21 protein-coding genes, 1 tRNA gene and 2 pseudogenes are annotated in these 25,833 nt (G+C 40.0%); 8 read left to right on the top strand and 16 right to left on the bottom strand.

Annotated elements, in window-relative coordinates; all coding sequences use genetic code 11:
• Positions 1 to 3 precede the first annotated feature (3 nt).
• Positions 4 to 1,236: a multidrug effflux MFS transporter gene (locus tag NYE65_RS18955; protein WP_445670457.1), complete on the bottom strand. Its 1,233-nt coding sequence runs from the start codon at positions 1,234 to 1,236 to the stop codon at positions 4 to 6.
• A gap of 1,056 nt (positions 1,237 to 2,292) precedes the next feature.
• Complete coding sequence (locus tag NYE65_RS18950) at positions 2,293 to 3,270, bottom strand: 2-hydroxyacid dehydrogenase (protein WP_340861458.1); 978 nt, start codon at positions 3,268 to 3,270, stop codon at positions 2,293 to 2,295.
• Positions 3,271 to 3,577: 307 nt separating this feature from the next.
• Here NYE65_RS18950 and NYE65_RS18945 point away from each other — a divergent pair, with 307 nt between their 5' ends.
• Entirely contained in the window at positions 3,578 to 4,543 is a 966-nt protein-coding gene (locus NYE65_RS18945; RefSeq protein WP_340861457.1) for an MBL fold metallo-hydrolase, read from the top strand.
• A 388-nt stretch (positions 4,544 to 4,931) separates the two neighbouring features.
• Positions 4,932 to 5,927, top strand: coding sequence for a M14 family zinc carboxypeptidase (locus NYE65_RS18940; protein ID WP_445670426.1), 996 nt, complete (start codon positions 4,932 to 4,934; stop codon positions 5,925 to 5,927).
• 136 nt (positions 5,928 to 6,063) lie between these two features.
• Here NYE65_RS18940 and NYE65_RS18935 read toward each other — a convergent pair whose 3' ends face one another.
• Both NYE65_RS18935 and NYE65_RS18930 read right to left on the bottom strand, forming a co-directional pair.
• Positions 6,064 to 7,035 carry a TRM11 family SAM-dependent methyltransferase gene (locus NYE65_RS18935; protein ID WP_412762751.1) on the bottom strand — a complete coding sequence of 324 codons (972 nt, stop codon included), beginning with the start codon at positions 7,033 to 7,035 and terminating at the stop codon, positions 6,064 to 6,066.
• Between the two features lie 146 nt (positions 7,036 to 7,181).
• Positions 7,182 to 8,273, bottom strand: coding sequence for a CotH kinase family protein (locus NYE65_RS18930; protein ID WP_328178386.1), 1,092 nt, complete (start codon positions 8,271 to 8,273; stop codon positions 7,182 to 7,184).
• A gap of 154 nt (positions 8,274 to 8,427) precedes the next feature.
• Between NYE65_RS18930 and NYE65_RS27290 the strand changes: the two are divergent.
• Positions 8,428 to 8,481, top strand: a pseudogene (locus tag NYE65_RS27290) (hypothetical protein); the annotation flags it as partial.
• Between the two features lie 22 nt (positions 8,482 to 8,503).
• Positions 8,504 to 8,926 carry a hypothetical protein gene (locus NYE65_RS18925; protein WP_340861456.1) on the top strand — a complete coding sequence of 141 codons (423 nt, stop codon included), beginning with the start codon at positions 8,504 to 8,506 and terminating at the stop codon, positions 8,924 to 8,926.
• Positions 8,927 to 9,187: 261 nt separating this feature from the next.
• On the opposite strand, the gene NYE65_RS18920 is transcribed toward NYE65_RS18925, so the two are convergent.
• From NYE65_RS18920 to NYE65_RS18910, 3 genes are read right to left on the bottom strand one after another with little or no spacing between them, the layout of a single operon-like run.
• Entirely contained in the window at positions 9,188 to 9,499 is a 312-nt protein-coding gene (locus NYE65_RS18920; RefSeq protein WP_328178423.1) for a DUF3870 domain-containing protein, read from the bottom strand.
• A gap of 28 nt (positions 9,500 to 9,527) precedes the next feature.
• Positions 9,528 to 10,733 carry an acyl-CoA dehydrogenase family protein gene (locus tag NYE65_RS18915; RefSeq protein ID WP_054400504.1) on the bottom strand — a complete coding sequence of 402 codons (1,206 nt, stop codon included), beginning with the start codon at positions 10,731 to 10,733 and terminating at the stop codon, positions 9,528 to 9,530.
• A gap of 14 nt (positions 10,734 to 10,747) precedes the next feature.
• Complete coding sequence (locus NYE65_RS18910) at positions 10,748 to 11,935, bottom strand: CaiB/BaiF CoA transferase family protein (protein ID WP_278088984.1); 1,188 nt, start codon at positions 11,933 to 11,935, stop codon at positions 10,748 to 10,750.
• 441 nt (positions 11,936 to 12,376) lie between these two features.
• On the opposite strand from NYE65_RS18910, the gene NYE65_RS18905 reads away from it, so the two are divergent.
• Complete coding sequence (locus tag NYE65_RS18905) at positions 12,377 to 13,315, top strand: DHH family phosphoesterase (RefSeq protein ID WP_340861455.1); 939 nt, start codon at positions 12,377 to 12,379, stop codon at positions 13,313 to 13,315.
• A gap of 117 nt (positions 13,316 to 13,432) precedes the next feature.
• Here NYE65_RS18905 and NYE65_RS18900 read toward each other — a convergent pair whose 3' ends face one another.
• From NYE65_RS18900 to NYE65_RS18885, 4 genes are all read right to left on the bottom strand, one after another.
• On the bottom strand, positions 13,433 to 14,449 hold the full coding sequence (locus NYE65_RS18900; RefSeq protein WP_268590575.1) for an aliphatic sulfonate ABC transporter substrate-binding protein: 1,017 nt from the start codon (positions 14,447 to 14,449) through the stop codon (positions 13,433 to 13,435).
• Positions 14,450 to 14,490: 41 nt separating this feature from the next.
• Complete coding sequence (locus NYE65_RS18895) at positions 14,491 to 15,243, bottom strand: ABC transporter permease (RefSeq protein WP_340861454.1); 753 nt, start codon at positions 15,241 to 15,243, stop codon at positions 14,491 to 14,493.
• On the bottom strand, positions 15,176 to 16,018 hold the full coding sequence (locus tag NYE65_RS18890) for an ABC transporter ATP-binding protein (RefSeq protein ID WP_340861453.1): 843 nt from the start codon (positions 16,016 to 16,018) through the stop codon (positions 15,176 to 15,178). Before NYE65_RS18890 ends, NYE65_RS18895 begins: the two co-directional genes overlap by 68 nt.
• Before the next feature lie 287 nt (positions 16,019 to 16,305).
• The gene (locus tag NYE65_RS18885; RefSeq protein ID WP_340861452.1) at positions 16,306 to 18,408 is read right to left on the bottom strand and encodes a YhgE/Pip domain-containing protein; all 2,103 of its coding nucleotides are present in this window, start codon (positions 18,406 to 18,408) and stop codon (positions 16,306 to 16,308) included.
• A 339-nt stretch (positions 18,409 to 18,747) separates the two neighbouring features.
• Here NYE65_RS18885 and NYE65_RS18880 point away from each other — a divergent pair, with 339 nt between their 5' ends.
• The gene (locus NYE65_RS18880; protein ID WP_340861451.1) at positions 18,748 to 19,440 is read left to right on the top strand and encodes a DUF421 domain-containing protein; all 693 of its coding nucleotides are present in this window, start codon (positions 18,748 to 18,750) and stop codon (positions 19,438 to 19,440) included.
• A gap of 94 nt (positions 19,441 to 19,534) precedes the next feature.
• On the opposite strand, the gene NYE65_RS18875 is transcribed toward NYE65_RS18880, so the two are convergent.
• Both NYE65_RS18875 and truA read right to left on the bottom strand, forming a co-directional pair.
• On the bottom strand, positions 19,535 to 20,059 hold the full coding sequence (locus NYE65_RS18875) for a type 1 glutamine amidotransferase domain-containing protein (protein ID WP_063596564.1): 525 nt from the start codon (positions 20,057 to 20,059) through the stop codon (positions 19,535 to 19,537).
• A 110-nt stretch (positions 20,060 to 20,169) separates the two neighbouring features.
• A complete protein-coding gene (gene truA, locus NYE65_RS18870; RefSeq protein ID WP_340861450.1) occupies positions 20,170 to 20,907 on the bottom strand; it encodes a tRNA pseudouridine(38-40) synthase TruA in 738 nt (245 codons plus the stop codon).
• Positions 20,908 to 21,528: 621 nt separating this feature from the next.
• Between truA and NYE65_RS27285 the strand changes: the two are divergent.
• A pseudogene (locus tag NYE65_RS27285) lies at positions 21,529 to 22,180 on the top strand (site-2 protease family protein); the annotation flags it as partial.
• The gene (locus NYE65_RS27280; RefSeq protein WP_445670425.1) at positions 22,180 to 22,653 is read left to right on the top strand and encodes a hypothetical protein; all 474 of its coding nucleotides are present in this window, start codon (positions 22,180 to 22,182) and stop codon (positions 22,651 to 22,653) included. The pseudogene NYE65_RS27285 and the gene NYE65_RS27280, both read left to right, overlap by 1 nt.
• Positions 22,654 to 22,806: 153 nt before the next feature.
• On the opposite strand, the gene NYE65_RS18860 is transcribed toward NYE65_RS27280, so the two are convergent.
• The 3 genes from NYE65_RS18860 to NYE65_RS18850 form a co-directional block, all read right to left on the bottom strand.
• Positions 22,807 to 23,966, bottom strand: a protein-coding gene (locus tag NYE65_RS18860) for an IS3 family transposase (RefSeq protein ID WP_445670424.1) whose coding sequence is annotated in 2 segments (ribosomal slippage) — positions 22,807 to 23,708 and positions 23,708 to 23,966 — 1,161 coding nt in all. Because the reading frame shifts where the segments join, the coding sequence is not laid out codon by codon here.
• A 735-nt stretch (positions 23,967 to 24,701) separates the two neighbouring features.
• Positions 24,702 to 25,118 (bottom strand): hypothetical protein, encoded by a 417-nt coding sequence (locus NYE65_RS18855; protein WP_063577040.1) that lies wholly within the window; start codon positions 25,116 to 25,118, stop codon positions 24,702 to 24,704.
• A gap of 608 nt (positions 25,119 to 25,726) precedes the next feature.
• A tRNA-Val gene (locus tag NYE65_RS18850) sits at positions 25,727 to 25,798 on the bottom strand.
• Between the last annotated feature and the right edge of the window lie 35 nt (positions 25,799 to 25,833).

Here is a 25,833-nt window from a genome sequence, read left to right as displayed (position 1 = left end):
TTTTTAAGTAACTCGCCTTAACCCGCGACGGGCAAGGAGTAAATAAGCGCACATGGCGATGACATGACAACTTACCATCACAATTCCCATCGGCAATGGCGACTCACCTGAACCTAACCCCACCAGGGGAGCCATTAGCGATCCTAATATGAAGGGAAGCAGGCCAATTAAAGCCGAAGCACTGCCTGCTGTTTTTTTCTGATTTTGCATCGCTAAAGAAAAACTCGTTGTACCGACAATACCGACGCTGGAGACGGAGAGGAATAAAGCGGCCAAGATTCCGGCCAAGCCCATTTCGAGAAGGACTGAGGCAAGAAGTAATATTCCCCCAAACAAAGCTAGGCATAACCCCATTTGAAGCAATCTTTCTTCTTTAACCTTGCCTGCCAGCTTCCCGGCAACTTGTGAAGCGATGATGATCCCTACCCCGTTTATTGCAAAAATCAGGCTGAAGGTCTGTGGGGAAACCCCATAAATGTTCTGGAGAACAAAAGGCGATCCGGAAATATAAGCGAACATTGCAGCACTTATGAATCCTTGTGCAAAAGCATAGCCCATAAACACACGATCCTTCAATAAGTTCCCAAAAGTCCTGATCGTATCATTTACCCCTCCAGCACTCCTGTGATTGGACGATAAAGTTTCCTTTATCCCAAAAAATGCAGCCGCAACCATAATGATACTTAATACTGAAATGACAATGAAGACGCCCCGCCAAGAAGTGAACTGCAAAAGTTGACCGCCAAAAACCGGAGCCAATATCGGTGCCGCCCCATTAACCAGCATTAACATGGAGAAGAACTTGGTCAAATCCGTTCCTGAAAAAAGGTCACGAACTATGGCTCTTGAAATGACAATGCCTCCCGCTCCCGCAATACCTTGGATAAAACGTAATAATAAAAGCAATTCAATGGTTGGAGCAAAAGCGCATAACATAGATGAAATGCAATAAATGGATAAAGATATGATTAACGGTGAACGCCTTCCTTTTGCATCACTTAGAGGCCCTAAATAAATTTGGCCCAAAGCCAACCCTAACAAGCAGGCAGTCAAGCTTAGCTGAGCTAATGACGTACTGCTTTTCAGATCCTCTGCCAGTGTGGGGAGACCCGGTAAATACATATCAAGTGACAGTGGTCCGATCGCTGCAAAAGACCCTAGCATAAGAGCCATCAACAGCCTTTTGGATTTAGTCATTTCGTTGCCTGATGATATCGTTTCCTTCATTTCAATCATTATTAACCCTATCCCTTTCAACTAATTGTTCTTCCTAATAAACTCGACTTTCTTTATTTTACAAAAGATCTGCACAATTTACGATAAGTATGCTCCACTTGAATGGGATTCTTCCTTTCGGCACTCAGGTAAGCACAGGTGCATCAAAACTCTGAAATCTTCTAAAAAGGACAAATCATATTTCAGAAAATATCATTTGAGAATACTACGAACCAAAGAAACACTATTACATTCCCCATAAAAAATGACCCCATTTTTGGGGTCATTTCAGATTGTAGACAAACTCGATGAAAATCGAGTTTGTCTATTTTTATGGCTTGTACAATTTGGACGTTGATTGGAACGTAGGGCACTCGCTTTCCGCGGGCGGTCGGGGAGCCTCCTCGGCTTTCGCCTGTGGGGTCTCCCCTAGACGCGCTTTTCTAAGCAGGAGTCTCGTACACCCGCTCCAATCAACTTTGTCTTACCTTTTAGTTAGAACACTTTTGCCTGGAGTCATTTTTGTTTTAAAATAGAAGTATTAAAACTTGAGGTGATGAGGATGCTTTCTAAACATGATTCTATTCACTTGAAATGATTACTTTAGTTCAACTGGTGCCACCGAACCATTTGATTCGTAAAATGGAGGCCGCCATTAATTTAAAGAAGATGGCCAATTGGACTTGGCGAGGTCCAAAAATGGCCTAACATGTGGGCTCGTAGAGCCGCAATCTCTTAACTTTAGGCGAAAATTCAAAGGGAATTTCAATAGGGGTTCGGAATTTTTTAATTCCGAACCCCTATTGTCTACAAACTTGAAGTGAAGAGAGCTTGCCTGCAGTTTTTTTATTTAAAAAAGGTTGCCGGGATTTCAGAAATCCGCTCCCTTTCCGCCGACTGTCTGCCAAGCCTCCTTGACGCAAGCGTCTGTGGGACCTCGGCAAGCCAGTTATTCGGCAGGAGTGTCGCAAATTTCTTCAATCCAATAAGGGTTATAGTAAAAAAACATGAAGGATAGTCTATTCTTGTTTTAAAATCTTTGTTCTGGATGAAACCAATCCGAACCCCATCTTAGCGTCATTTTGATTTATTCAACAATACTAAATTACGGGGAGTATCACCAGTTAATCCTTCCACCAAGTTTTGTACAGCAAGAGTTGCCATTTTCATTCTTGTGGCAATGCTAGCACTCCCGATATGCGGTAATGTAACCACATTGGGCAAAGTTAGCAGCGGGTGGTCCAGAGGGACGGGCTCTTCTTCGAATACATCCAATCCAGCCGCCCAAATCTCTCGATTTTCCAGCGCCTGGTACAACGCTTTTTCATCGATAATTCCGCCTCTTGCGGTATTAATGAGCACAGCCGTCCCTTTCATCAATTCCAGCTGCTCCTTGCCAATCATATAAGCCGTTTCCGCTGTGAGCGGCAGCATGACACAAACGAAATCCGAGATTTGGAGCAATTTTTCAAGGGGCTGATATTCGATTCCTAACTCTTTTTCCTGTTCATATTTACGGCTTCGATTAAAATAAACTAAGTTCATATCAAATCCCTTAGCTCTTTTTGCAAGGGCTTCCCCAATTCTGCCTAACCCGATTATACCCAGCGTTGCACCGTGTACATCTTGTCCTGTCAGCTGCATCGGCGACCATGTTTCCCACTTTCCACTCCTTAAATAATCTTCTGCCTCCATCATCCTCCTTGCCGTTGCAAGCAGTAAGCCGAAGGTTAAATCAGCTGTTGTTTCCGTTAAAACCCCCGGTGTGTTCGTTACCATGATGCCCCGTTTTGTTGCACTTTGAACGTCAATATTATTATGGCCCACTGCCATATTCGCGATGATTTTCAGATTGGGTGCCTGTTCGATCAGTGACTCATCGATTTGTTCCGTCAATAAGCAAAGCAGCCCCTCGACTTCTTTCATTTCTTCTACAAGGACTTTTCTAGGGACCGGTATATCCTCTTGATCCCACATCCTGACATCATAATTCCGACTAAGACCTTCGATGATTTGTTCTGGCAATTTCCTTGTAATATAAATTTTTGGCTTCAAACCATAACCTCCTATACCGTTTCGTTCCATGGAACACATTCAGTTTTCATTACAATAATTAAATTTAAAGAATATTGGCTAAATGACTAGCTTGTTTATTCAATTTTAAAATAAACTAGATAAATAGACCATCCATTTCCAATCAATCTTACTATTAAATTTCTTGATTGCCTGGAAGCTTCCGCTTGACAGTTTCAATTCATTCAACCAATCATAGAATAATAACCATTTACATCTATTCGGTCATTACTAATATCGCAATTTTCCAGATAAAGTTTATCTCGATTTAGGAGGATATGGGACGTTCATGAAAACGAATACAACATTTAAAATTTATCCAATTATAGCTCCAAGCGCTTTATCTTTAAAAAGTATAAACTTTTATTTAGTTAAACAGGATGAATCTTTAACATTAGTCGATGCAGGTATGAATGATGACGTTTGCTGGAAAGCACTGCAGCAAACATTAAACGAAAATGGATTTACAGTTGGGGACATAACGGAAATTTTGTTAACCCATCACCATGGAGACCATGTTGGTTTGGTCAACCGGATTACCGAACTCCATCCGATTCCCGTTTATGCCCATTCTAAATCCATTCCCCGTTTAAAAAGGGACCCTGATTTCTTAAGTATGAGAATTGGATTTTATAAACAGCTATACCTTGAGATGGGCTGTGGTGAACTTGGAGATAAACAAGTGGCTTACCTATTCAACGCGGTCGATAATAATAAAGATCAAAAACTGAATGGTGACATCATCGCAATCACGGAAAAACACTGGCTGAATTTTGAAGTGGTCGAATTTCCCGGGCATGCCCCGGATCAAATTGCTTTCCTTGACCGAGAAGGGAAACGGCTTCTTGCCGGTGATTTATTGATTGAACATATCTCAAGCAATGCCTTGATCGAACCTGATGAAAACGGTAATAGAATGCTGACTCTTGTAGATCATATCGATTCATTAAAACGATGTTCAGCATTACAGGTGAATCTCCTATTTCCTGGTCATGGTAACGTGATTGAACAACCCGGTCATCTGATTGAAAAAAGACTCAACAGCATAGAGAGGAAATCACAAAAGATCCTGGCCTTGATAGAATCCGGAATTTCTACAGGCAATGAACTGGCAAAGGAGTTTTACAAACAAAAGTATATAGCAGAATTCCCGCTCGTCATGTCAGAAATCATCGGCCATTTGGATTATTTGGAATATCAGGGGAAGGTCACGAAACAACTCGTTGAAAATGTAGTTCATTATCGAGCTAAATGACATCAAAAAAGGCTGAATTGAAAAAGTCCCCACTTAGCAGGGACTTTTTCATGGAAAAATGTACAAAATAATTGAATCTGAAATACATAGGACTTTTTGGGTGTTTTAATGAATCTAACAGGAAATCGATTAGAAAGTGAGGAATTTATTATCTGAATATTAAATATTTTCAGAATAGGGGATTTGCTGTGAAAAGAAAATTTTTAAAGGTTTTAAGTTCAACAGTAGTAGCCGCAACATTACTTGGCCCAAATGTCAGCTTAGCTGAAAGAGGACCAAATCCGACAGGCGAACGAACCTTTCTACCGAAGCATTCCTAAATTATGACGAACTTGTAAAAGAATTAAATCAACTTGAGCAAGCGAGTGCAGGGATAGTCAATGTAGAAGTGGCCGGAAAAACGAATCAGGGCCGTTCCATTCAAAAAGTGACTGTCGGTCATGGTGACAAAGTCGTTCTTATTCAAAGTGAAATTCATGGAAATGAAAAAACAGGAACTGTCGCGTTATTGAACATTCTTAAAAACCTTGGTCAAAGTAACTCGCCTGAGGTAAAGAAAGTTCTTGATGAACTAACAATTGTTGCCATTCCAATGATGAACGTAGACGGCTCAGAGCTTGATCGTCGTGGAAATGAGATGAAATGGTCTGAAGTTGTAGGTAAATTCCCCCAACTTTCTAATGCAAAACCTACTTGGAACTATTACACTACTCCCAGATCAGGAGACGACTATGCTAGCAAACCAGGATTTGATGTTAATCGTGACTTCAATCCAGACCTAAATTATGTACCAAAACCTCAAGACTTCCCGGGGGCATCTGAAAAGCCAGGCTGGTTTATTACCCCCGAAGCGCAAACGCTACGTGACACATATAAAGGGTTAAAATCGAAATTCGGGAAAGTGGATGTTTTTATCGATCTTCATCATCAAGGATTCCCATATCTCGAAGGAACTGCTGAGCGTGCAACTATGTCAATATCAGGTAAATTCGTTCCTAACCCAAGCACTCCAGAAGGTGCTAAATATGCAGAGTATGCAGATGATTTCAAATATGATTTCTCTCGTCAGTTAACACTTACTGCGTATAATGCACTTCAAGCAAAAGGGAATTCAGTTTTTACAAATATTTCATTATATGATCAATCTATTGACCTGCCAGGAACTGCTTTAGGGACGTTTGCTTTAAACGGAAGTGGGACGGTTCTATTTGAAGTTAGTGGTCAAACACAAAACTTTGGGCAAAAAAAGAATGGCCAGCTCGTAAAAACGGTTGAAACGGGGCTAATGGGTATTATCAATGGCGTAACAGATGGATCGGTTCATAATCTTAATCCATCAGACTATGAAAAAATTCCTGAAAGTTCATCTACACCCGGAATCTAGTCAATTTTGAAACTTAATTGTAAAGGGGACTTGTCCGCCATCTGGCATCGGTTGAATATCGAAGCCAGATGGCAGCAAAGCCCTTTTTATTTGTCTAATTGACACTGAAACTTCAGCCTTTTCTTGCTGAAGATACTTACACGCACACGACAATCTCTCTGGAAAAAATGCCTTTCCTGGCAACACATCGATCAGCAATCTCAAATCCAGCTTCTTCAATCATATGATCCATCGTATCGATCGTTACGACAACGACCTTATCAGCAAAGCTTCTTGCATGTTTAAGGATTGATAGCTGATCCTCCGGCGTCGCATGTGTATATAGATTATAAGGCATATCGATAATCGCTACATCATATTTACTGGTGACCTCCGAAATCGGACCTGTAGTTACCTCACCTTCGAGTCCGAAATAGGCAATGTTCTCCCTTGAACCGTCGGTAACAAGCGGGTTGATATCCCTACCATCAATATTGATCCCCATCGAAAGGGCTTCCACCAATACCGTTCCAATTCCGCAGCATGGATCAATTGCCTTCACCCCATCCGGATGTGGAACGGCAATGTTGGCAATGGCCCTCGCCACTCTCGTGCTAAGCGCAGTTGAATATTCACGGGGCTTCTTCATATGTTTTAACCAAACCGCTTCAGGTTTGACATACTTCCCAAAATACCAACGACCGCCAAGCGTCACGATTCCAAAGACCTGATCTGGATTACGCACATCGGCATTTCCCTGAATGTGCCAGCCAATCTGACGTTCAATTTCACGCTGTCCATCATAATCTATCTTTGCATCTTTATTCAAATCATTAATTTTCACGAATAATACTTTGAATGTCGAGTCAGGCAAATGAATACCTTTTACTTGCTCAGCGATTTCGGATATGCTTTCCCCTTCAAACATGATGTCGACCCGCCCTTTTATAAAAGGGCTCCTGCTCGGTTCAATGGCTATATCACTTTTCAAAATATCCCCTGAAGTCTCAAAGCCAAAGAAAGAACGCATCTCCATTTTAGATAATGAGCGTTCGTCAGGGGTGCATGTAAATGTATATATATATGCCGGTTTGCGGCTATGATTAGTCAATCCATTCCCATCCTTCATTACTTTAGATTATACCTTTCTATCAAACATAGCTGTAATAGTATAGAAAAGCAAATGGAATCGTGCAGAAAAAAGCAGGAATGCTTTTTATTCAGCATTCCTGCCACTATATTTTTCATTGTTCCATCTCTAAACGAAAGGAATTATTAATCCAATTTATACAGGTGGCTATTTATATACTTCGCACGGGCCTCAATGAATTTCAGGATGAATTCGGGCTCATCATCAAATTTCTCAATATTCCCCTTGATATATGGGTCTTTTGATACATAAGGTCTTAATTGATCATGCATTTCCTGAATGATAGGTTTCATATAGGCCACGGTATAATGATTGTTCAAAATCTCCTTAAGAAGTTCTTGGTACCTGACACGAAATCCCCTTACATCAAGGATTCTAGCAGTCAATGTATTGAACCCCCCGATTCCCACATAATCCTCTTCCATCACTTTCCCGTTAACATCCCTGCCCCATGTCGCATCATAATCCCATGGAATCATTTCAAATAGACCCGTATCTCCATTTCGATACAAAGCATAGTTATGAACGAACCCATCATAGTTTTGCGTGAGTATGACACCGGCCAGCCAGCGCAGGTACTTTTCCACATCGACATATTTTACGATTTCCTTTTCAAAATCCACTCTTGAAATTGTATTGATTTGGAGGATCAGCTCTTGTAAATATAATTCCTCCTTTTCTGTCCCGCATTTTTTTTGATAGCCCATCTCCAATGATTTTTTGATTCCTTTATCCAAATCGCTCATCAATGAGAAATTGGCATCACCATCCACTGCATAGAAAATGGACCCATTGGGGAGCCCCCTTTTCTTCAAATAATATTCATCCACTGATTCCAATTCCAGATATATTCCCTCTTCCTTTCCGTTTAGATTTAGGAAAACGAACTGGGCTTTCGGTGATAAAGTCCCTATATCTGCAAAAAAATCTAAAGATAATTTATTTCTTAATAAAGATTTATCTTTATATTCGGCATTTAAATGAACTTCCTTGGCATTCTTAAAAGTATTAGGTTTATAAAAGACTACATTATAGGATTTTTTCCGAAAACTTCGGATATGTGAGCCACGGTAAGCAATATCAATATCAAGTTTTTTTTTGTTGATCGTTAACTTTGCAGGTAAAGGATCATTGCACCATATATCTCTGCGAAGCTCCATTAAATTAACTGGTGGAATAAAAAGCTGATACACAGGCAGCTTCTTGTCAGCATTCATATAACCTAACCCTTCCCTTTCACTTTCCTATTAAATTATGGAAAAAAAGCGAGGGGTGTCACCAAAAACAAATATTTAATAAAAATGTGCTATTATCTCTGGCATATTACGTACAAGCGCATAGTTTAACGTATAGAAAGGGGGATATATAAATATGTCTGACATCAATCGTGATATACAAAATGCGGTGGATAGAGCTAATTCCTTCGGGTTAAGCGATTTCATGCATAATGACCCATGTTCAAAAGGCCGTTCTTCACGTAAAAACAACAATAACAGGCGAACTTCCCGCAGAAGCACTAAACGTTGCACGAGCAGGAATCGGTCCACTTCCGGCACGCAAAGGCGCTCTTGCTGGAAACGGAGATCTACATGCAGCACACAAAGGCGCACTAGCAGGAGGAGGTCCACTTGCAGCACACAAAGGCGCACCAGCAGGAGGAGGTCCACTTGCAGCACACAAAGGCGCACCAGCAGGAGGAGGTCCACTTGCAGCACACAAAGGCGCACCAGCAGAAACCGGTGTTCCATATGCAGCAGACAACGGCGCTCCAACAGAAACCGGTGTTCGTCCAACCACTGCAGTTGGCTTTGCGGCAATAACTTTCGCAATAAACGGAAAAGGTGCTTCTAGTCTCATGGTACCGTTTTAATGTACAACTAATATTTTTTTACTGGATATTAAGCTTTACTTTAAAGTCCAAATTCTATAAAAAAACACAAAACTCGTCCTATAGGGGCGAGTTTTGTGTTTTTAAAATTATCACGATCGTTATATCCATTCAAATGTCCCGTTCCTTTAACAATAAAAACACTGCCATTTATAATGACAGTGGACTTATTTGCCATGTACCTGAACCTATAAAAAAGGATCCTATCCTCTTACTATACGGTAGGACCCTTTTTGGTTTCACTTATTTAACGGAGACCAATTCGAACTGTGCATACACATCCTTCAGCCCTGCTTGAATGGCTTGACCAGCCTTCCCACGATAATGAATTTGCACACGATCAATCAATTCTTCGATACCATCTTTCAGGCAATAACCGCGCAGCAGTTGACGGATGAATTCCCTGCCATGCTCTGTAGCAAGCGTACAGGAAGCCTCGACTATTACTCCATATTTAATGTCAAGCTCCACCGTGATCGTGATTGAATCATATATATTTCTCGCTGCCATCCCTTGAGGAAGTTTTGCATGCCCTGCAATAAAGTATGTGTTCATCATCTGATCTGATCTCCTCTATCTATAGTTAATGTACGGAAACTTGCTCGAAGGGCCATGCCGGCAATTGCTTGCGAAGCTCTTTATCTTGTCTATAGCCAAGTGCGTATTCACCCTGCATTACAGTATGAATCTCACGGGTTCCTTCGTAAATGACCGGAGCTTTTGAATTCCGCAGAAAACGTTCTACGGGATATTCATCCGAGTAGCCATAGGCACCATGAATTTGAACAGCATCATTGGCCGCTTCATTAGCAGCATTACATGATATCCACTTGGCAAGTGATGTTTCCTTCGTATTCCTTTTTCCTTGATTTTTCAAGGTGCCCGCTTTAAAGACCAGCAATCTGGAAATCTCTAAATTTGCTGTCATCTTGGCAATCATCTGTTGAACGAGCTGATGCCTGCCAATCTCTTTTCCGAATGTGCTTCGTTCATGGCAATACTTCAAGCTTGCTTCCAGGCTTGCTTCTATTAACCCTACAGCACCTGCGGCCACTGTAAACCGGCCGCTGTCCAATGCCGACATGGAAATTTTAAAGCCCTCACCTTCTTCACCAAGCCTATTCTCCACCGGAACTTTTACATCCGTTAAAAAGATCTCGCCTGTATTCCCTGCACGAATTCCTAATTTCCCTTTAATGGCTTTCGACTCCACTCCCTCGAAAGTCCGTTCCACGATAAAGGCAGTGATTCCCCTTGAACCGGCATCATGATCCGTCTTGGCGAAAATGAGGAAATGATCTGCATAATCACAGAGCGAAATCCATGTTTTTGACCCGTTTAAGATATAATGGTCCCCAACACGTTTTGCCGTTGATTTCATTGCCGCTACATCAGACCCTGCATTCGGTTCAGTCAGCCCAAAAGCACCAATCTTGATTCCTTTTGCCTGGGGTACTAAATATTTCTGTTTTTGTTCTTCCGTCCCCCATTGAAGCAGGGTCATGCTATTCAACCCTGTATGTACAGAAACTGCAGTTCGGTAAGCCGTATCTCCTCGCTCCAGCTCTTCACAAACGATGGCTAGGGTATTATAATCCATTCCGACCCCGCCATACTCTTCGGGTATACACACGCCCATCAACTGCAATTCAGCTAACCTTTTTAAAATATGCGGCTGGAATTGACCTTGCCTATCCCACTCTTGAATATACGGAATAATTTCCTTATCCACAAATTTCCTTACCACTTTCTTCACACTTTGCTGCTCTTCTGTTAATTCGAAATTCATCATTAAAATTCCTCCTAAATAATTTTATTTTCCTTGAATTTGCTTATTTGATCTGGACTATATCCTATTTCAGCCAAAATGGAATCGGTATGCTCGCCATAGAGTGGCGGATGCTTTCTCATGGTAACCGGTGTTTTTGAAAGGTTCAGGGGAGATCCCGTCACTTTAAGATCTTCGATTGTGGGATGTTCCATGCTCACCAACATGCCTCTTGCGATGATTTGCGGATCCTCGAACATCTCTGCTATATCATTAATCGGACCATTCGGTATCCCTGCATCATCAAACAGCCTTTTCCATTCCTTCTTTGTCTTACCTCTCAACGAATCCTCTATTATCGGTATTAATTCTTCCTTGTTTTGCAAACGTTTTTCATTATGTTTAAACTGTTCCTGTTCCGCTAAATCAGGTCTGCCTATAACGGTTGAAAATCTCCTGAACTGATCATCATTTCCCACAGCCACGACAAGCTCTCCATCCCTTGTCCCGAACGTCTGGTATGGAACGATATTTGGATGTTGGTTCCCCATTCTTTCAGGGGTCAAGCCACTGAATAAATAGTTGCTGGCGACATTCACCAATGAAGAAACCTGACAATCCATCAATGAAATATCAATTTCCTGTCCTTCCCCCAATTTATCCCTATGATGTAAAGCGGATAAAATGCCAATGCATGTATACAGGCCAGTCAATATGTCAGCTATGGCCACTCCGACCTTCACGGGGCTCCCATTTTTCTCTCCGGTGATGCTCATCAAACCACTCATCGCTTGAATGATATAATCATAGCCTGGCAAATCTTTATAAGGACCGGTTAAACCAAATCCTGTAATCGAGGCCATGATCAGTTTGGGGTTGATTTCCTTTAAATCCTCATAACCCAACCCCAGTTTTCCCAATGTGCCTGTCTTGAAATTTTGAATCACTATATCCCCTGAAGCCACCAACTTCCGGAAAATCTCTTTTCCTTCCTCAGATTTTAAATTCAAGGTCATGCTTTGCTTATTTCGATTTGCACATAAATAGTAAGCGCTTTCCCCTTCGGCGAATGGCGGCCCCCACCCTCTCGTTTCATCCCCTGATTCATGATGCTCGATTTTAATGACATCGGCACCCAAATCGCCGAGAATCATTGAACAAAACGGCCCCGCCAAAACACGGGATACATCGATAATCCTGACTCCCTCCAAAGCTCCATTCATATCATCACCCCTTTCAAACTGTCATGGATACACAAAAAAGAGCCAGTAAAACCAACAATGTCATTACATTGAATGTTTCACTGACCCTTATCCACGAACTGTCTTCCTGCAAAGGAAGATCAAGTGAACCAAGTCAATTTTTATGGATTCCAGTTTTTTATGTCAAGCCGGCCATGCAACAAGGTAACTTGTTGTCATCGGTTTGGTAAATTAAGTATAGTTGTATTTTTTGAATTTTGCAATAATTTTGTTTGAGTGTTATATTACATCTGTTCCGTATACTTTCAGTATGCCTCAGGACTCCCCCCCATCCAAAGTAATCGGAATTGCCTTTACTCGTTTGGCATGTGATGATTGAATAGTTATAACTGTCAATATATGAATTTTACATATTATCAATTGTCGCACGGCAGAAGGAAAGCTTAAAAAGGGGGTGGCGCTATGGACAATAAAAAAATGGAAATAATTGAAGCGATCAAGAAATACCACACAATTATCATTCATCGTCATGTAAATCCGGACCCGGATGCATTGGGATCACAACTCGGTTTAAAGAAGCTATTGAAGAACTCCTGCCCTTCTAAAGAAGTCTATGCGGTAGGCGAGGAAGTGGATAAGCTTCTATTCATAGGTGATATGGATGTCATTTCAGATAACAAATACAAAGGTGCCTTAATGATTGTTTGTGATACTGCCAACATTTCACGGATCAGTGATTCCCGATATGATCATGGAGACATGCTGATCAAAATTGACCACCACCCCGAATACGAACAATTCGGGGACATTTCTTGGGTCGACCCTTCTTATAGCTCTGCAAGTGAAATGCTTGTTGATTTATTCTTGGAATTTCCAGAAGGCTTCATCATGAATAAAGAAGCGGCTAAATCTTTTTATGCAGGAATACTTAGTGATACAGGGAATTTCACGAATGGGAATACAACTCCCAGGACATTAAAAATGGTTTCGCACTTAAGAACCTATAATATTCAGCCAGAAAGAATCCATAACAGCCTTAATGTTAAGCCGAAAAACGCTTCCCGACTTCAAAAAGACATTCTCATGAGCTTCAAGGTAACCGATAAAGGGGTAGCTTACTTCATTATTACGGACGAGCTTTTAAATATGTATGGGGTGGATCGACTCGAAGCTTCGAATTTAGTCAATACGCTATCAAGTGTCAGGGACAATAAAATCTGGGCTTTCTTCATTGAATACCCTTCTGAAATCCGTGTCAGGATTCGTTCACGGAATATTCCCATCGCATCAGTCGCACGTCAATTCAATGGTGGAGGACATTCACTGGCTTCAGGCGCTACCATCCATTCCTGGGAGGAGGTTGATCATGTTATCCAAGCATTGGATCAAGTCTGTCCATAACAGAGAGTTCATGACCTGAGGTGTTTATATCAGGATTATTTCCCCGCTTAATTAAAATGGATAAATCCGGCCTTTTAAAAAAAGCGCCAAAGCCAGGATGGCTGAGGCGCATGCTTGTTATTTGGACACTTCTTCAAGAATTGATAAATCGATCATGCCTTTTATATCACTGCTAGGGATATAACCGGCTTCCTTGCTTATGTCGGCCATTTCTTGAATGACTTGCTCATTAACTTCAGTTGTCACTTCAAGGCGTGAAAATGCTGAAGCCACTTCTTCTTTGCTTAATTCTTTTCCAGTCAGTTCCTTCAAATGCTTAATAACCAGTTCTTGGCTTTCTTCAGGGTTTTCCTGTATGAACTTCACCGCTTTTTCATGCGCTTTCAAATAGGAAGCAGCGAGCCCCTTTTTATCCAAGAACTTCTGGCTTGCAGCCACTACCGTGTTAGGTGAATCTTTTCCCCATGCAAATTGATCCCAGTCAAGCACCAGCTTTCCTTTTGCCTGGTTTTCCAATACATACCCCCATGGTTCCTGGGTCGCTGCTGCATCGACAGACTTTTGAACAAAAAGGGCGGTTGTGTCAGCAGGTGCTGCCGCATACAGTTCAACTGTGCCCCCATTTGTAGTCGGTTTTAAATCTACATCTTGAAGGGCCTTCCTAAGCATGACATCCTGTGTGCTTCCAATGACGGGAATCGCTACCTTTTTACCGGCCAAATCTTTTAAATCCGTAACCTTGCTGCCTTCGCTAGCCACAAGTACGGCACCTCCATTAACAGCCCCGGAGATCAGGTGGTATTCAGGGTTTTTCACGTAAAAGTTAAGCAATGGACCAGGCCCGACCGTTCCGACATCAATGGCGTTTGTGGCCATTGCTTCCATGAATAATCCTCCATTGGCCACTGTTTTGGTTTCAATCTTGACATCTTTACCGAACTCTTCTTCGAAAAAGCCTTTTTCAAGTGCAATGATCGTTGCACTGTGGGTTAGGTTAGGAAAATAACCAATTTTCACGGATTTCCCCCCGGACCCTTTCCCTTCTTCATCATTACTGCTGGATTGAGTGCATCCGCTTACTATTCCGATTAACAAAACAGACAGAATAAGGGCAAAGAATGATTTTTTCAGCATATTTTTCTCTCCTTTATAACTATTATTTTATTAAACTACCGTTACTTCACTCCCCATTTCAGTTGAACATTCCGTTCAAGACGGGAGAAGACAACATTATCCACGATCGTTCCGATGATTGCGATGATGATCATCACGGAGATGACCAAATCCATTTGTCCAAGTGATCTGCCCATTTCCAGCAATTGGCCAAGACCGCCTCCCCCGCCAAGTAATTCACCTGCCATCAATGCACGCCAGGAAAAGGCCCATGCAATTCGGAGACCGGATATTATTTGCGGGACGGATGCTGGTAAAATCACCGTACGAAGAAAATGAAATCCGGTCGATCCATATGTTTTGGCAACCCGCTGATACAACTGGGGTACATTCCGGAAGCCACTTGTTGCATTAACCGTCATCGTCCAAGTTGCTCCGATGGTGACGATGAAAAGGATCGAAAAATCATTCAATCCGAACCAAATGATCGCTAAAGGGAACCACACGATACTCGGAATGGACTGTAAAGCCGTCACGACGAATCCTAAAGTGTCTTCTACCAATTTAAAGCGCCAAATGAAATATCCTAATATCAGACCTATTATAATGGCAATCATAAAACCGATCAGGATACGGCCAAGGCTTTTTCCGATGGCTTCGGTTATTTGTCCGCTCATCAGTCCCTTAAACAGAGTTTCCAAAACCTGAGTCAGGCTTGGGAACATGAAATCCGGAAGACTGGAAAGTCTAGATGTGACTTCCCATATCCCCGCTATCATCGCGATGAATATGATTCGTCTTAAAGCTGTAATCATTCCCCATTTCCTCCTTCAGCACTTTTTCAATTTCCTCCTGCAAAATCGATAGAACCCTTTGTTCTGTATGCAAAGTTACACTATCCGGCATAACTCCATCTTTCATGGAAGGAACGGAAATCGTCTCTTTGATTTTCCCGGGACGGGTAGCAAAGACGATAATTTTTTCGGAAAGCTGAACGGCCTCGCGAATATTATGGGTAACGAAAAAGATCGTCACTTTAGTTTTTCTCCAGATTTCGAGCAGCTCTTTATGCAAAACCATCCTCGTTTGCTCATCAAGTGCGGAGAATGGCTCATCCATCAACAGGATATCCGGTTCCATCACCAACGCTCTTGCGATGGCTACCCTCTGTTTCATTCCTCCTGAGAGTTGATGAGGATAGGAGTCAACATATCGGCTGAGGTGAACCATCTTTAAAATGTCCAATGCCTTGGCTTTTGCCTCTTCTTTGGGCATTTTCTTTATCTTCAATCCGTATGTAACATTTTCAAGTACTGTCAGCCAAGGAAATAACCCCGCCTCCTGAAACACGACAACCCGTTCCGGACCTGGCTTCACCACTTTTTTCCCAGCTACACGTATTTCACCCAGATCTGCTTTATCAAGGCCGGCAATCAGATAAAGGAGCGTGGATTTACCACATCCTGAAGGGCCGACGATCGAAACGAAGCTTCCTTTCTCGACCTCTATGTTTATCTTATCGAGCACCTTTATGCTTTCTTTCTTTTCATTCTTAAAACTTTTTTCAATGCCGTCTATTGTTAAATACATAAAGTCACCCCACTTTTATATCGCATCGATTTACTAAACATTATTTCTTAATAATGATTAATCCAATGGTTTTTGTCAACTATAAAAATGCAAAAATTCTAATTTATTGGTATTTTTCTATTCAACTGTCAATGTATTGATGAATATTCCAAACCTACATAAAAATACATATCTATAAATACCATAAGCAAATAAAAAAACCCGAGCCCCTTTTAAGGGTTCAGGCTGAATATATCCATAATTTTCAACTTCAGTTAACCGCGGTCACCAGCACTCTTTCGATTACCTTAAAAAATCCTGCTTCCATACAATTTATCCTTCATCTTTTGTGTCCTTGCATGCAGAGGCTTTTTCAAAATGACACCTAAGATGAACGTGATTATTAAAAAGAGAATCAAGATAAAAATGTCCTTGCCAGCTACACTCCAGGTTATTCCCCCAACAGATTCACGAAGCAAACCCACAGCATAGGTGAATGGCAAGAAAGGGTTAATATGCTGAAAAAAGGGCGGTGTGACTTGAATGGGGAAGGTGCCTCCTGAACTTGATATTTGAAGGACCATCAAGACGACGCTTATCCCTTTTCCAATATTTCCAAGAACGGAAACGAAGGTGTAAACAATGAGTGTAAATACCGTACTTATCAGAACGGAAAACAGGATGTACTCAAATTTATCCGCTACATAAACACCGATAAGGACGATATTCCCAATGGAAACACTAAGGGCCTGCATCACCCCAATGATGAAAAATATTAGATACCGCCCGATATAAATTTGATACGGGCTGTAGACCTTTTGAGAAACACCCACGCTAAGCATGGAAATCAATATTGTACCGCCGACCCAAAGGGAAAGTGCCGTAAAGAAAGGAGACATGGCGGATCCATAGTTCGGAATCGGAAAGAGACTGTGTTTATTGAGCAGAACTGGTTCTGAAAAAAATTCACTTTCTTGTTCAATATCATTCCTTAGGAAATCGATCACTTCTTCCATATTATAAGACTTATCAATTTCCCTCATTTTAGAAGCCAGAGCCTTTATTTTCGTTTCGATTTCCGGAAACTTATTCTGTAACTTATCAATATCCGCTGTACGTGTTTCCAATGTTCGATTGGTCTCATTCAACAGCGTCCTCACCTCAGGAAGAACCTTGGTTCCCTCCTCCATCGTAAGCTGGACATTATTCAATATTGCTTCTGTTTCATTCCAGATTTCATTGAATTTTGGCCCCGTTTCCTTTGAATAGCTCTCCTGGAAGCTTGCCAAGACTTGATCGTTGTTCCTGCCAAGTTCGATAAGATTGCCGTATGCTCGGTCATTCAGCGCTTGAAGTTGGTTCGAAGCATTATCCCTAAGTTCATCAACCAGCTGTATTTCTGGCTGAAGCACGTTTTTCTCATTAAATTGATTGACTCTCACCAATAAATTATACATACTGTCCAAAAGGTACAACTCTTTATTTATCCTCGTTACACCTTGTTCCACTAGCTGATCCGACTCATTGTCAGGTAAATCCTGACCCGTTAACCGGTTAGCCAGCACTAAAATGGATTCATTATCGCTCCTTATGTTCTCGATATCATTTTTCAAGAGGGGATTGATTCCTTCGAATGCCTGCCTTGTTGAATCTACATAACTAGAAACGTCCGATACCAATTTGTCCTTCTGTGATGTTATTCCTTCTATCGAATTCAGGCCATCATTGACCCTCTTAATGATATCTTCAGCCTTTTTGACATGTGTTTGAACGGTTTTGATATTTTGTTCAAGCTCAGGCAGTTCAGCCTCTAATAAATAAACCATATTCTTCATTTTTTGAATCGTCGGCAACTCGTTTTGCAAGGTGATTCCCAGTTCATTAAAGATTGCAAGGATACTCCCACTGGCTGATTTGATAAAGGTTTTGCTCACATTGTCCACAATGCTGTTGGCACCCGCTGCCGTAATTTTAGGAGCAATGGAATTGATTTTTTCATTAACATAGTAATCAATCCCCGCCTTCTTAGGGTCATCGGTCATGATCGTCGCAATATGTTCGGAAAAGTTCTCCGGAATGATGATGGATGCATAATAATCACCCTTTTCCACCTTTTCTATCGCTTCTTTTTCCGATGTGAACCTCCAGCCCAGATCCTTATTCTCCTTTAACCCTTCCATTACTTCCTTGCCTATGTTCACGGCTTTGCCATTTAACTCCGCACCTTTATCATTATTGGCAACACCGACAAGAATTCCTTCCGTGTTTGCATACGGGTCCCATGATGCAACAATATTAAACCACGCATAAATGGAAGGGATGAACATGAGAAAGACGACTACGATACAAACAAAGAAATTTTTATAAATGCTTTTTAAATCGTCAATGAAAATTTCCTGAATATTTCTCAAAACATACCCCCGTGCAAATGTATTTTGATACTATTATTCGTAGAAATTTCTTAATCGATACTAAGTAAACATATCCATGGATTCATCAAATAAAAAAGAAGCAAGTATTGAGCGGCTTGCTTCATGATATTTCAACAAATATGAATGCCTGGTTTATTGAATGTTGTTTCATAATTCATTTTTTTATGTATCGCACCAATCGTTTAAATCTATTAATTCAAGTGGGGTTCCCAAATCAAAGACGGTTTCTTGTCTGTTTCCTTTACAGAATAAAGGGCAAGGTGTAAGAACATACTATCTCAAACGAACTGTCGGGAGTTTTGTAAGGGAGAAATCGTCATGTCGGAATCTGTTGAAATCATCTTTCGAACCTTTACCTCTTTTATTTTATTATGGATATTTGTCCAACTTCTCGGTAAACAGACAATTGCCCAGAAGACCTATCACCTTTATATCGCTTCCATTACGATGGGGACAATTGCAGGAAATCTAGCATTCAATATTAAAATTAAATTCCTGTATTTCATCATTTCCATAATTATTATGGGTACCGTCGTTTTCATGCTCAATCTTCTAGCGGTTCGAAATCCGCGTTTCGGGAAATGGATTGCCGGAGAACCTGCCACTTTAATTCAAAAAGGAAGAATTCTTGAAGAGTCAATGGAACGGATGGGGTATTCACTGGATTCTCTTAAACAGGCTTTGCGGGGAAAAGATATCTTCAACATAGATGAAGTTGAATGTGCGATTTTAGAGATAAATGGTTCACTCTCTGTATTAAAAAAAGAACAATACCAAAATGCCACCAGGCAGGATTTACCAATACTGCCCCCAGCAGGTTCTGTACCAATTGAACTGGTCTATGACGGAAAAATCTTATATGATAACCTAACCACACACACCTACAATGAAGGATGGTTGATGGCTGAACTCAAAAAAAGGAACCTTGTTGTTTTTGATATCTCGTATGCTGTCGTAGGGACAAAAGGAAATTTATATATTGATTTGATTAAGGATCAATCAAGGGAATGATCTTTATCATAATCACTATTAAAATAATTTTGGGTATGGATAAAAAAAGTATTTTTTCCAGAAGGAAAAAACACTTTTTCACCGTACTATGGATTTAACCCTTTTCAATCACGTTTATCAATTCCCTTAAATAATCCGGCAGATCAGGCGGACGCCTGCTTGACACAAGATTTCCATCTACGACGACGGGCTCATCTATCCAAGTTGCCCCTGCGTTTTCCATATCATCTTTAATGCCAGGTGTACTCGTTACATTCTTCCCTTGTAAAATTTTCGCGGATATCAACACCCAACCAGCGTGACAAATTTGCCCAATGGGTTTTTTATTTTCTTCCATGCTTTGGATAAGTGATATCACTTCAGGAAACCGGCGAATTTTGTCGGGTGCCCAACCGCCCGGTACAAGAATGGCATCATATTCTTCAGCCTTGATACTGCCATACTCATAATCAGATATGGCTGGTACACCATATTTTCCAATGTATGTTTCATTCGCCTTTTCTCCGGCGAGATGAACAATCGCCCCTTCTTCTTTTAAACGTAAAATCGGATACCAGAGTTCTAAATCTTCAAAATCATGGTGCACAAGACTGATTATTTTCTTTCCTGCTAATCTCATGAAAATCTCTCCTTCTTTCGTACTTTCCGCTTTACCATTCTTCCCTATTACTTCCCTTTTTCTACTGCCTGTACACATTACATTCATTAACACATGCATCAATATCCGGTCTAAAAATCAACCTTTACCAAGTATAACCCAGCTGCCTCCGCCATACGGCCCGTTTGGATTCTTTCTTTTGACTCTATAATACTTGGTATATTTTCAGCATCTATTTCCCCTACTCCAACTTCTATCAACGTCCCGACAATCTTTCTAACCATATTATAAAGAAATCCATCGCCTCGTACTGTAATTTCGATGAAACCGGCATCTTCTTCTATATCAATGGAATATATTTCACGTACCATGGATTTTTTCTTGGATTTTGCATTTGAAAAAGCAGTGAAATCATGTTCACCTACAAAATATTGACATCCTTTTTTCATTCTAATGATATCCAGCTTTTTCTCTACATGCATACTGTACTTTCGCATGAAAGGATTTGTATATGGCTCGTTCCAGATCTTATACAAATAGGTTTTATCCTTAGCATTATAACGTGCATGAAAACGTTCAGGGACTAGCGTAACCTCTACAATGCTGATATCTCTTGGTAAATATCTATTCAAATAATCCATGATTTCAACTTCAGTCAGATTTTCACCGATCTTAAAATTGGCGATTTGAGCAAGGGCGTGTACACCGGCATCCGTTCTGCTGCATCCGATGATCTCGATTTTTTCCCCTGCCATTTCCGTTAATACATTTTCTATTTTCCCTTGGATCGTATCATCACTATTACCAAGTCGCTGCCAGCCTTTATAGCGCCCGCCATCATATTGAATGGTCAATTTATAATTGTTCATTGCTTCCTCCTTATTTCATCTAAACAGAAAAATTCTTGATAAAATACAAGCCCCCATACAACTCCTGCTGTATGAGGGAACAGATGGTCTTCTTAGAAAAACTTTTATATTGTTAAGGTTTTGTACCATATTTCGTTCGGGAGCACCCCACCGCTTACAAAGACCATGAATTATGTAAAGGTGACAGCATCTTATCTATCATTCGATAGTCAATCCTAGCTGAAATGCACTTCTGCATAGTGTACCAAAGTGGCTAGCGTCATGCAACGAACGATTCACCTTCACATGCAGTTTCTGTGCAACTTTTTGCAATGCATAAAAACACACAGGAATGATATTTGGATATGCTGTGATACCAAGGATTTGAGCCTCTGTTAGTTGATGACCTGTGAGGTCCCTAAATATTAAGGATAAAACTCTATCTTAATTATAAAAAAATGCAATACTTGAAAGTTAATATTCTTGAAAAATATTACTAATATGATAAGAAATGTATTATCCGATACGATATAATAAGGATATTAGTAATATGATAAATCAAGGAGGAGCTCAGATAGACATAGTGTCACTGGGGTCATCTGTTTTCCCATTTACTCTAGGAGGTACATTTTGAAAGAATCTATATTGAAAAAAGGATGGTTAAGTTTGGGGGCCATCGGGTTATTTTTCCTGGGGAAAATGAAATGGTTGTTTGCGCTATTGAAAATAGCAAAAGTAGGTTCCCTGGTTTCTATTTTCGTTTCATTAGGAGCGTATGCCTTGGTTTACGGTTGGAAATTTGCCGTAGCCCTAGTCTATCTAATTTATATCCATGAAATGGGGCATTTACTTGCTGCAAAGAGAAAAGGCATCAAAACATCCAATGCCATTTTCATCCCTTTTGTCGGAGCATTAATTGCCCTTAAGGAAGAACCCAAGAATGCTAACCAAGAAGCTTATCTTGCCTTCGGAGGTCCTTTATTAGGTACATTAGCATTTCTACCAGCCATCCCCTTATTTATGATGACGGAAAATCCATTTTGGCTTTTAGTTATTACACTTGGAGCCATGATTAACCTATTTAATCTAATGCCTGTGCATCCTCTTGATGGAGGACGTATAGTGGGAGTCATCTCCACAAAGCTATGGGTAGTAGGGATTATCGGGATGGTTGTATATTTATTTCTCCATCCAAATCCATTCTTAATTCTTTTCTTATTATTGGGTATTTCTAAGTGGTGGAAAGAAATTCGTAGCGAGACAACCAGAAATCAAAGAGACATCATCATTGAATTGAATCAATTTGGATTAAGGCAACTAGAACAATATGCAGCTGCAACAGATGAAGAAAAAATTCGCCTGGTTAATATTTGGAATATGGAATCAAGTCAACAATATGAAAAGTTTAACAACATGAAGAGTTGGCATATCCCTCTATTTGATGATAATAAGCTAAAAGAAAAACAGCTGACCGAGGTAAAATTAAATATTTATAGATCCTTAATGGATGCTGCTAATACGAATGAATACCAGAACGGACCGACCGATTTTGAAAATATAGGCACCTATGAACGAATAGCAGCAAAGTTCTTTAAAGAAGTGCAAGAACAAACTGAAATTAGGGATAAAGAGAAATCCTATTACTCATCGAGTCTCAAAACAAAAGTCATCTGGTTCTCATTATACATTGGGCTTGCCATTTTCTTAATGATAACAAGCTTATATGCAGGTGATTTAATGGAACAATATAAAACTTCATTACCGTAATACATTATGAAAGGGGGACCTCAATTTATGAATGTCCCCTTTGACTGTCCATTTATTTAGGCTTGTGAAACATTAATGTTAATTATGTATAAATAAAAGAGACTACTTCTTGCACATAACCCTGTCAAGTAGACAATAAAAAAAGAGTATTTTTTAAGCTGCGGCCTTTTCTCGATATTCAATTGGGGAAAGGCCGTTGAATTTCTCTTGAAAGCGAGCCGTATTGTAAAACTCTATATACTCTTGAATAGCTAGATAAGCTTGCTCTGCTGTTTTTGGACATTTTAAATATAACTTTTCTGTTTTTAAATGTGAGAAGAAGCTTTCTATACACGCGTTGTCGTGACAATTGCCTCGACGAGAGTGGCTTCCTCGAATGCCGAGTTCCTTCACCTGATTTTCATATGATTTCGTCGTATATTGGAATCCTTGATCTGAGTGCAGGAGAGCCCCCTTGCTAATCGGCTTGTCCCTTAGCTGGTTTAGCGTATTATGAACCAATTCAAGATCATTTCGTGTAGAAACTTCCCATGCAACAAATTCATTATTATACAAATCTAAAACGGCAGAAAGGTAGACAAACGTGTCTCCAATCCGTACATAGGTTATATCTGTTACTAACTTATGAAACCTCATCTCTGCGTAGAATTCACGATTTAAGACATTATGAAATACAACTGACCCTCTTCGACCGTAGAAAGGGCGTTTCTTCCGAATGACAGATTGGACCCCCAACTCTCTCATCAATCGACGAACACGCTTGTGGTTTACAACGATTCCTTCTCTGAACAAAGCTCCAGTCATCCGTTTATATCCGTAGTAGGGGTGTAGCTTATGGATGGCTAAAATATGTTCTTTTATCCATAAATTTTTCTCAAGTCGCAAAGAACGAGTAGAATGTGTCTTCCGCCATTTGTAGTATCCAGCCTTTGAAACTTCAGCGATTTTTAATAGCCACGAAAGTGGGTACGTTTTCCTCAAACCATCGATTATTTGAAACCTTTCGGCTTTCAGGACCATTCCTTCCCATGTAGATTTGGATTGCGCTTTTTTAAATAATCCACCTGCGCTTTTAGATAGGCATTTTCCTCTTCGACACTAGAAAAATTCTTACGGTTCCATACACCACGTTGATCTTCAAAAGACTCGTTATTCTGCACTTTCTTCACCCAACTCGCTATCTGTGCATCACTTTTAATACCAAAACGCTCACGAATCTGGCGATATGACCAACCTTCCTCCACTTTCAGACGAACCACTTCTCTCTTTAATTCTTCTGTATACACTTGAAACGTTTGCCCCTTTTTTGCCATACAAAAAACCCCCTCCAGATTGACAGTTAAGAACATTTTATCATGTTCTCTTTTTTCTCTGTCTACCTGAAGGGGATAATACCATCTTGTACTCTCTTTTATTACACCTATAGTACTAAGATCATCAGTATTATCAAAAACTTAAACACCAAATATCTCAGTTCCTAAAATCAAATATACAAAAGGAAATATTAATAAAACCGAAATTACAATGATAGCACTAAGCATCCAAATCTATGCCCATAACATTGACGGTTCTGTTAATAACATCATATATAGCAAGAAATTGGTCTCGATTAAATTGCTTCAAGTTTGGCTGGATAAAAACATCGAAATTTTGTCTGCTGTATCTAAATTACTGCCATGAACATACGTTTGATGAGCAGGTCATAATACTTATCTACACAATCGTTCACTGGAGCCGCTTGACCAATAATCTCTTTCCTCTTTATCTAGTATATGTGTTCATTAATACCTCTCTTCAGAGGTATGTTCAGACCAGTGTATTTCTTTTGTCAAGCAATCGATATCTCTTAAAAACCGAGCACGAACTTTGAACTTGATTTTCTATTTGTTTATTCATCAATCTTTCTAAGACAACTCCTCTTTCTTTGGGCCTTGTCTTATTGGATACCAGTTTAATTTCTCACTCAAAATTCAGCTAGAGAGATTCTCCAAGGAGGCTTCTTTTTCTTGTTTTAGTTTAAAGTCGGGTCTCCATTTTCTTAGAGTACATTAATTTATTAACATTTTATCCAATTCACGAACTTTATCATATGACTCCAATAGTTGTTCAGGTATTAATGTTCTCCCATAATCCCAAGCATTAGTTTCTATTTCAGATTTCAGCTTTTCTTTTTCTTCTTCGTGACCATACATTAAAATCCTTAAATCATGTTTGTTTTTCTTAAAATCTAAATAATAACCAATCATACGATAAAGAATAATTTTAACAAAGTCTTCCTCTGTCTCTTTTATTCTAATTTTCCCTTTATAACCGTTAACTTGAAGGTAATTGAATTTTATAGTATTGGTCGATACGTTATAACTCATAGGTGCACTTAGGTTATTGTCAAATTCATAAATAATATCCAAATTGTGCTCATTTAATGTGTTATTAATTATCTTTCCGATATCGCTTATATAAAGCATTTAACAATCACTTCCCTTTTAAAGACTTACCAAATTATAGTAGTAGATTAAATACTTCATCCTTTATCAATATAATAAACTGTTGAGGTATTAAAATCATCCGTTAAAAACAAAGGGAATATTTACCATATAATACTGAAGTGGAGGGTAAGGGTTGTAATTCTTCTCTATATTGTTCTACCATCATTTTAAGTGAAGGCATTGTACTATACTTTTCAAGCCAAGAAACATCGTTTGCTGATATTTTGCATAGTCTTCATGCGTCATGTTCAGGGCTTCCAGGAAGTATTCCCGTGCATGGTATTTAGTAGTGAGTAATCCAACACATTATAGTAAAGTGGATTTTACCGAAGAATATGATTATGTACCTTTTAAAGAAAAGCCAAAAAGAAGGTCTTCTTTTTAACCTCCATCGCTAGCCGAATAAGCAAAAGGCTTTACCCACAGTTCCTTAAAATATTAATTATTACAAATAGTTGTCCTTTAATGTCTTTTAATCCTTCTCTATCCGCCACCAATCCAGTAAATAATACATAATGAACTATCTTAAAAAACAAAAAAAGACCCAAACCCTTGCTATATCAAGGATTTGAGCCTTTGGCAGTTGATGACCTGTGAGGGATTCGAACCCACGACCCCTTCCCTGTCAAGGAAGTGCTCTCCCACTGAGCTAACAAGTCGTATGTAATCAAGCTCTATAGAGCTTGGTTTAAAA

The sequence above is a fragment of the Peribacillus sp. FSL R5-0717 genome (assembly GCF_038002945.1).
Taxonomy (GTDB): Bacteria; Bacillota; Bacilli; order Bacillales; family DSM-1321; genus Peribacillus; species Peribacillus frigoritolerans.
This window is presented reverse-complemented; position numbering and strand designations above follow the sequence as displayed.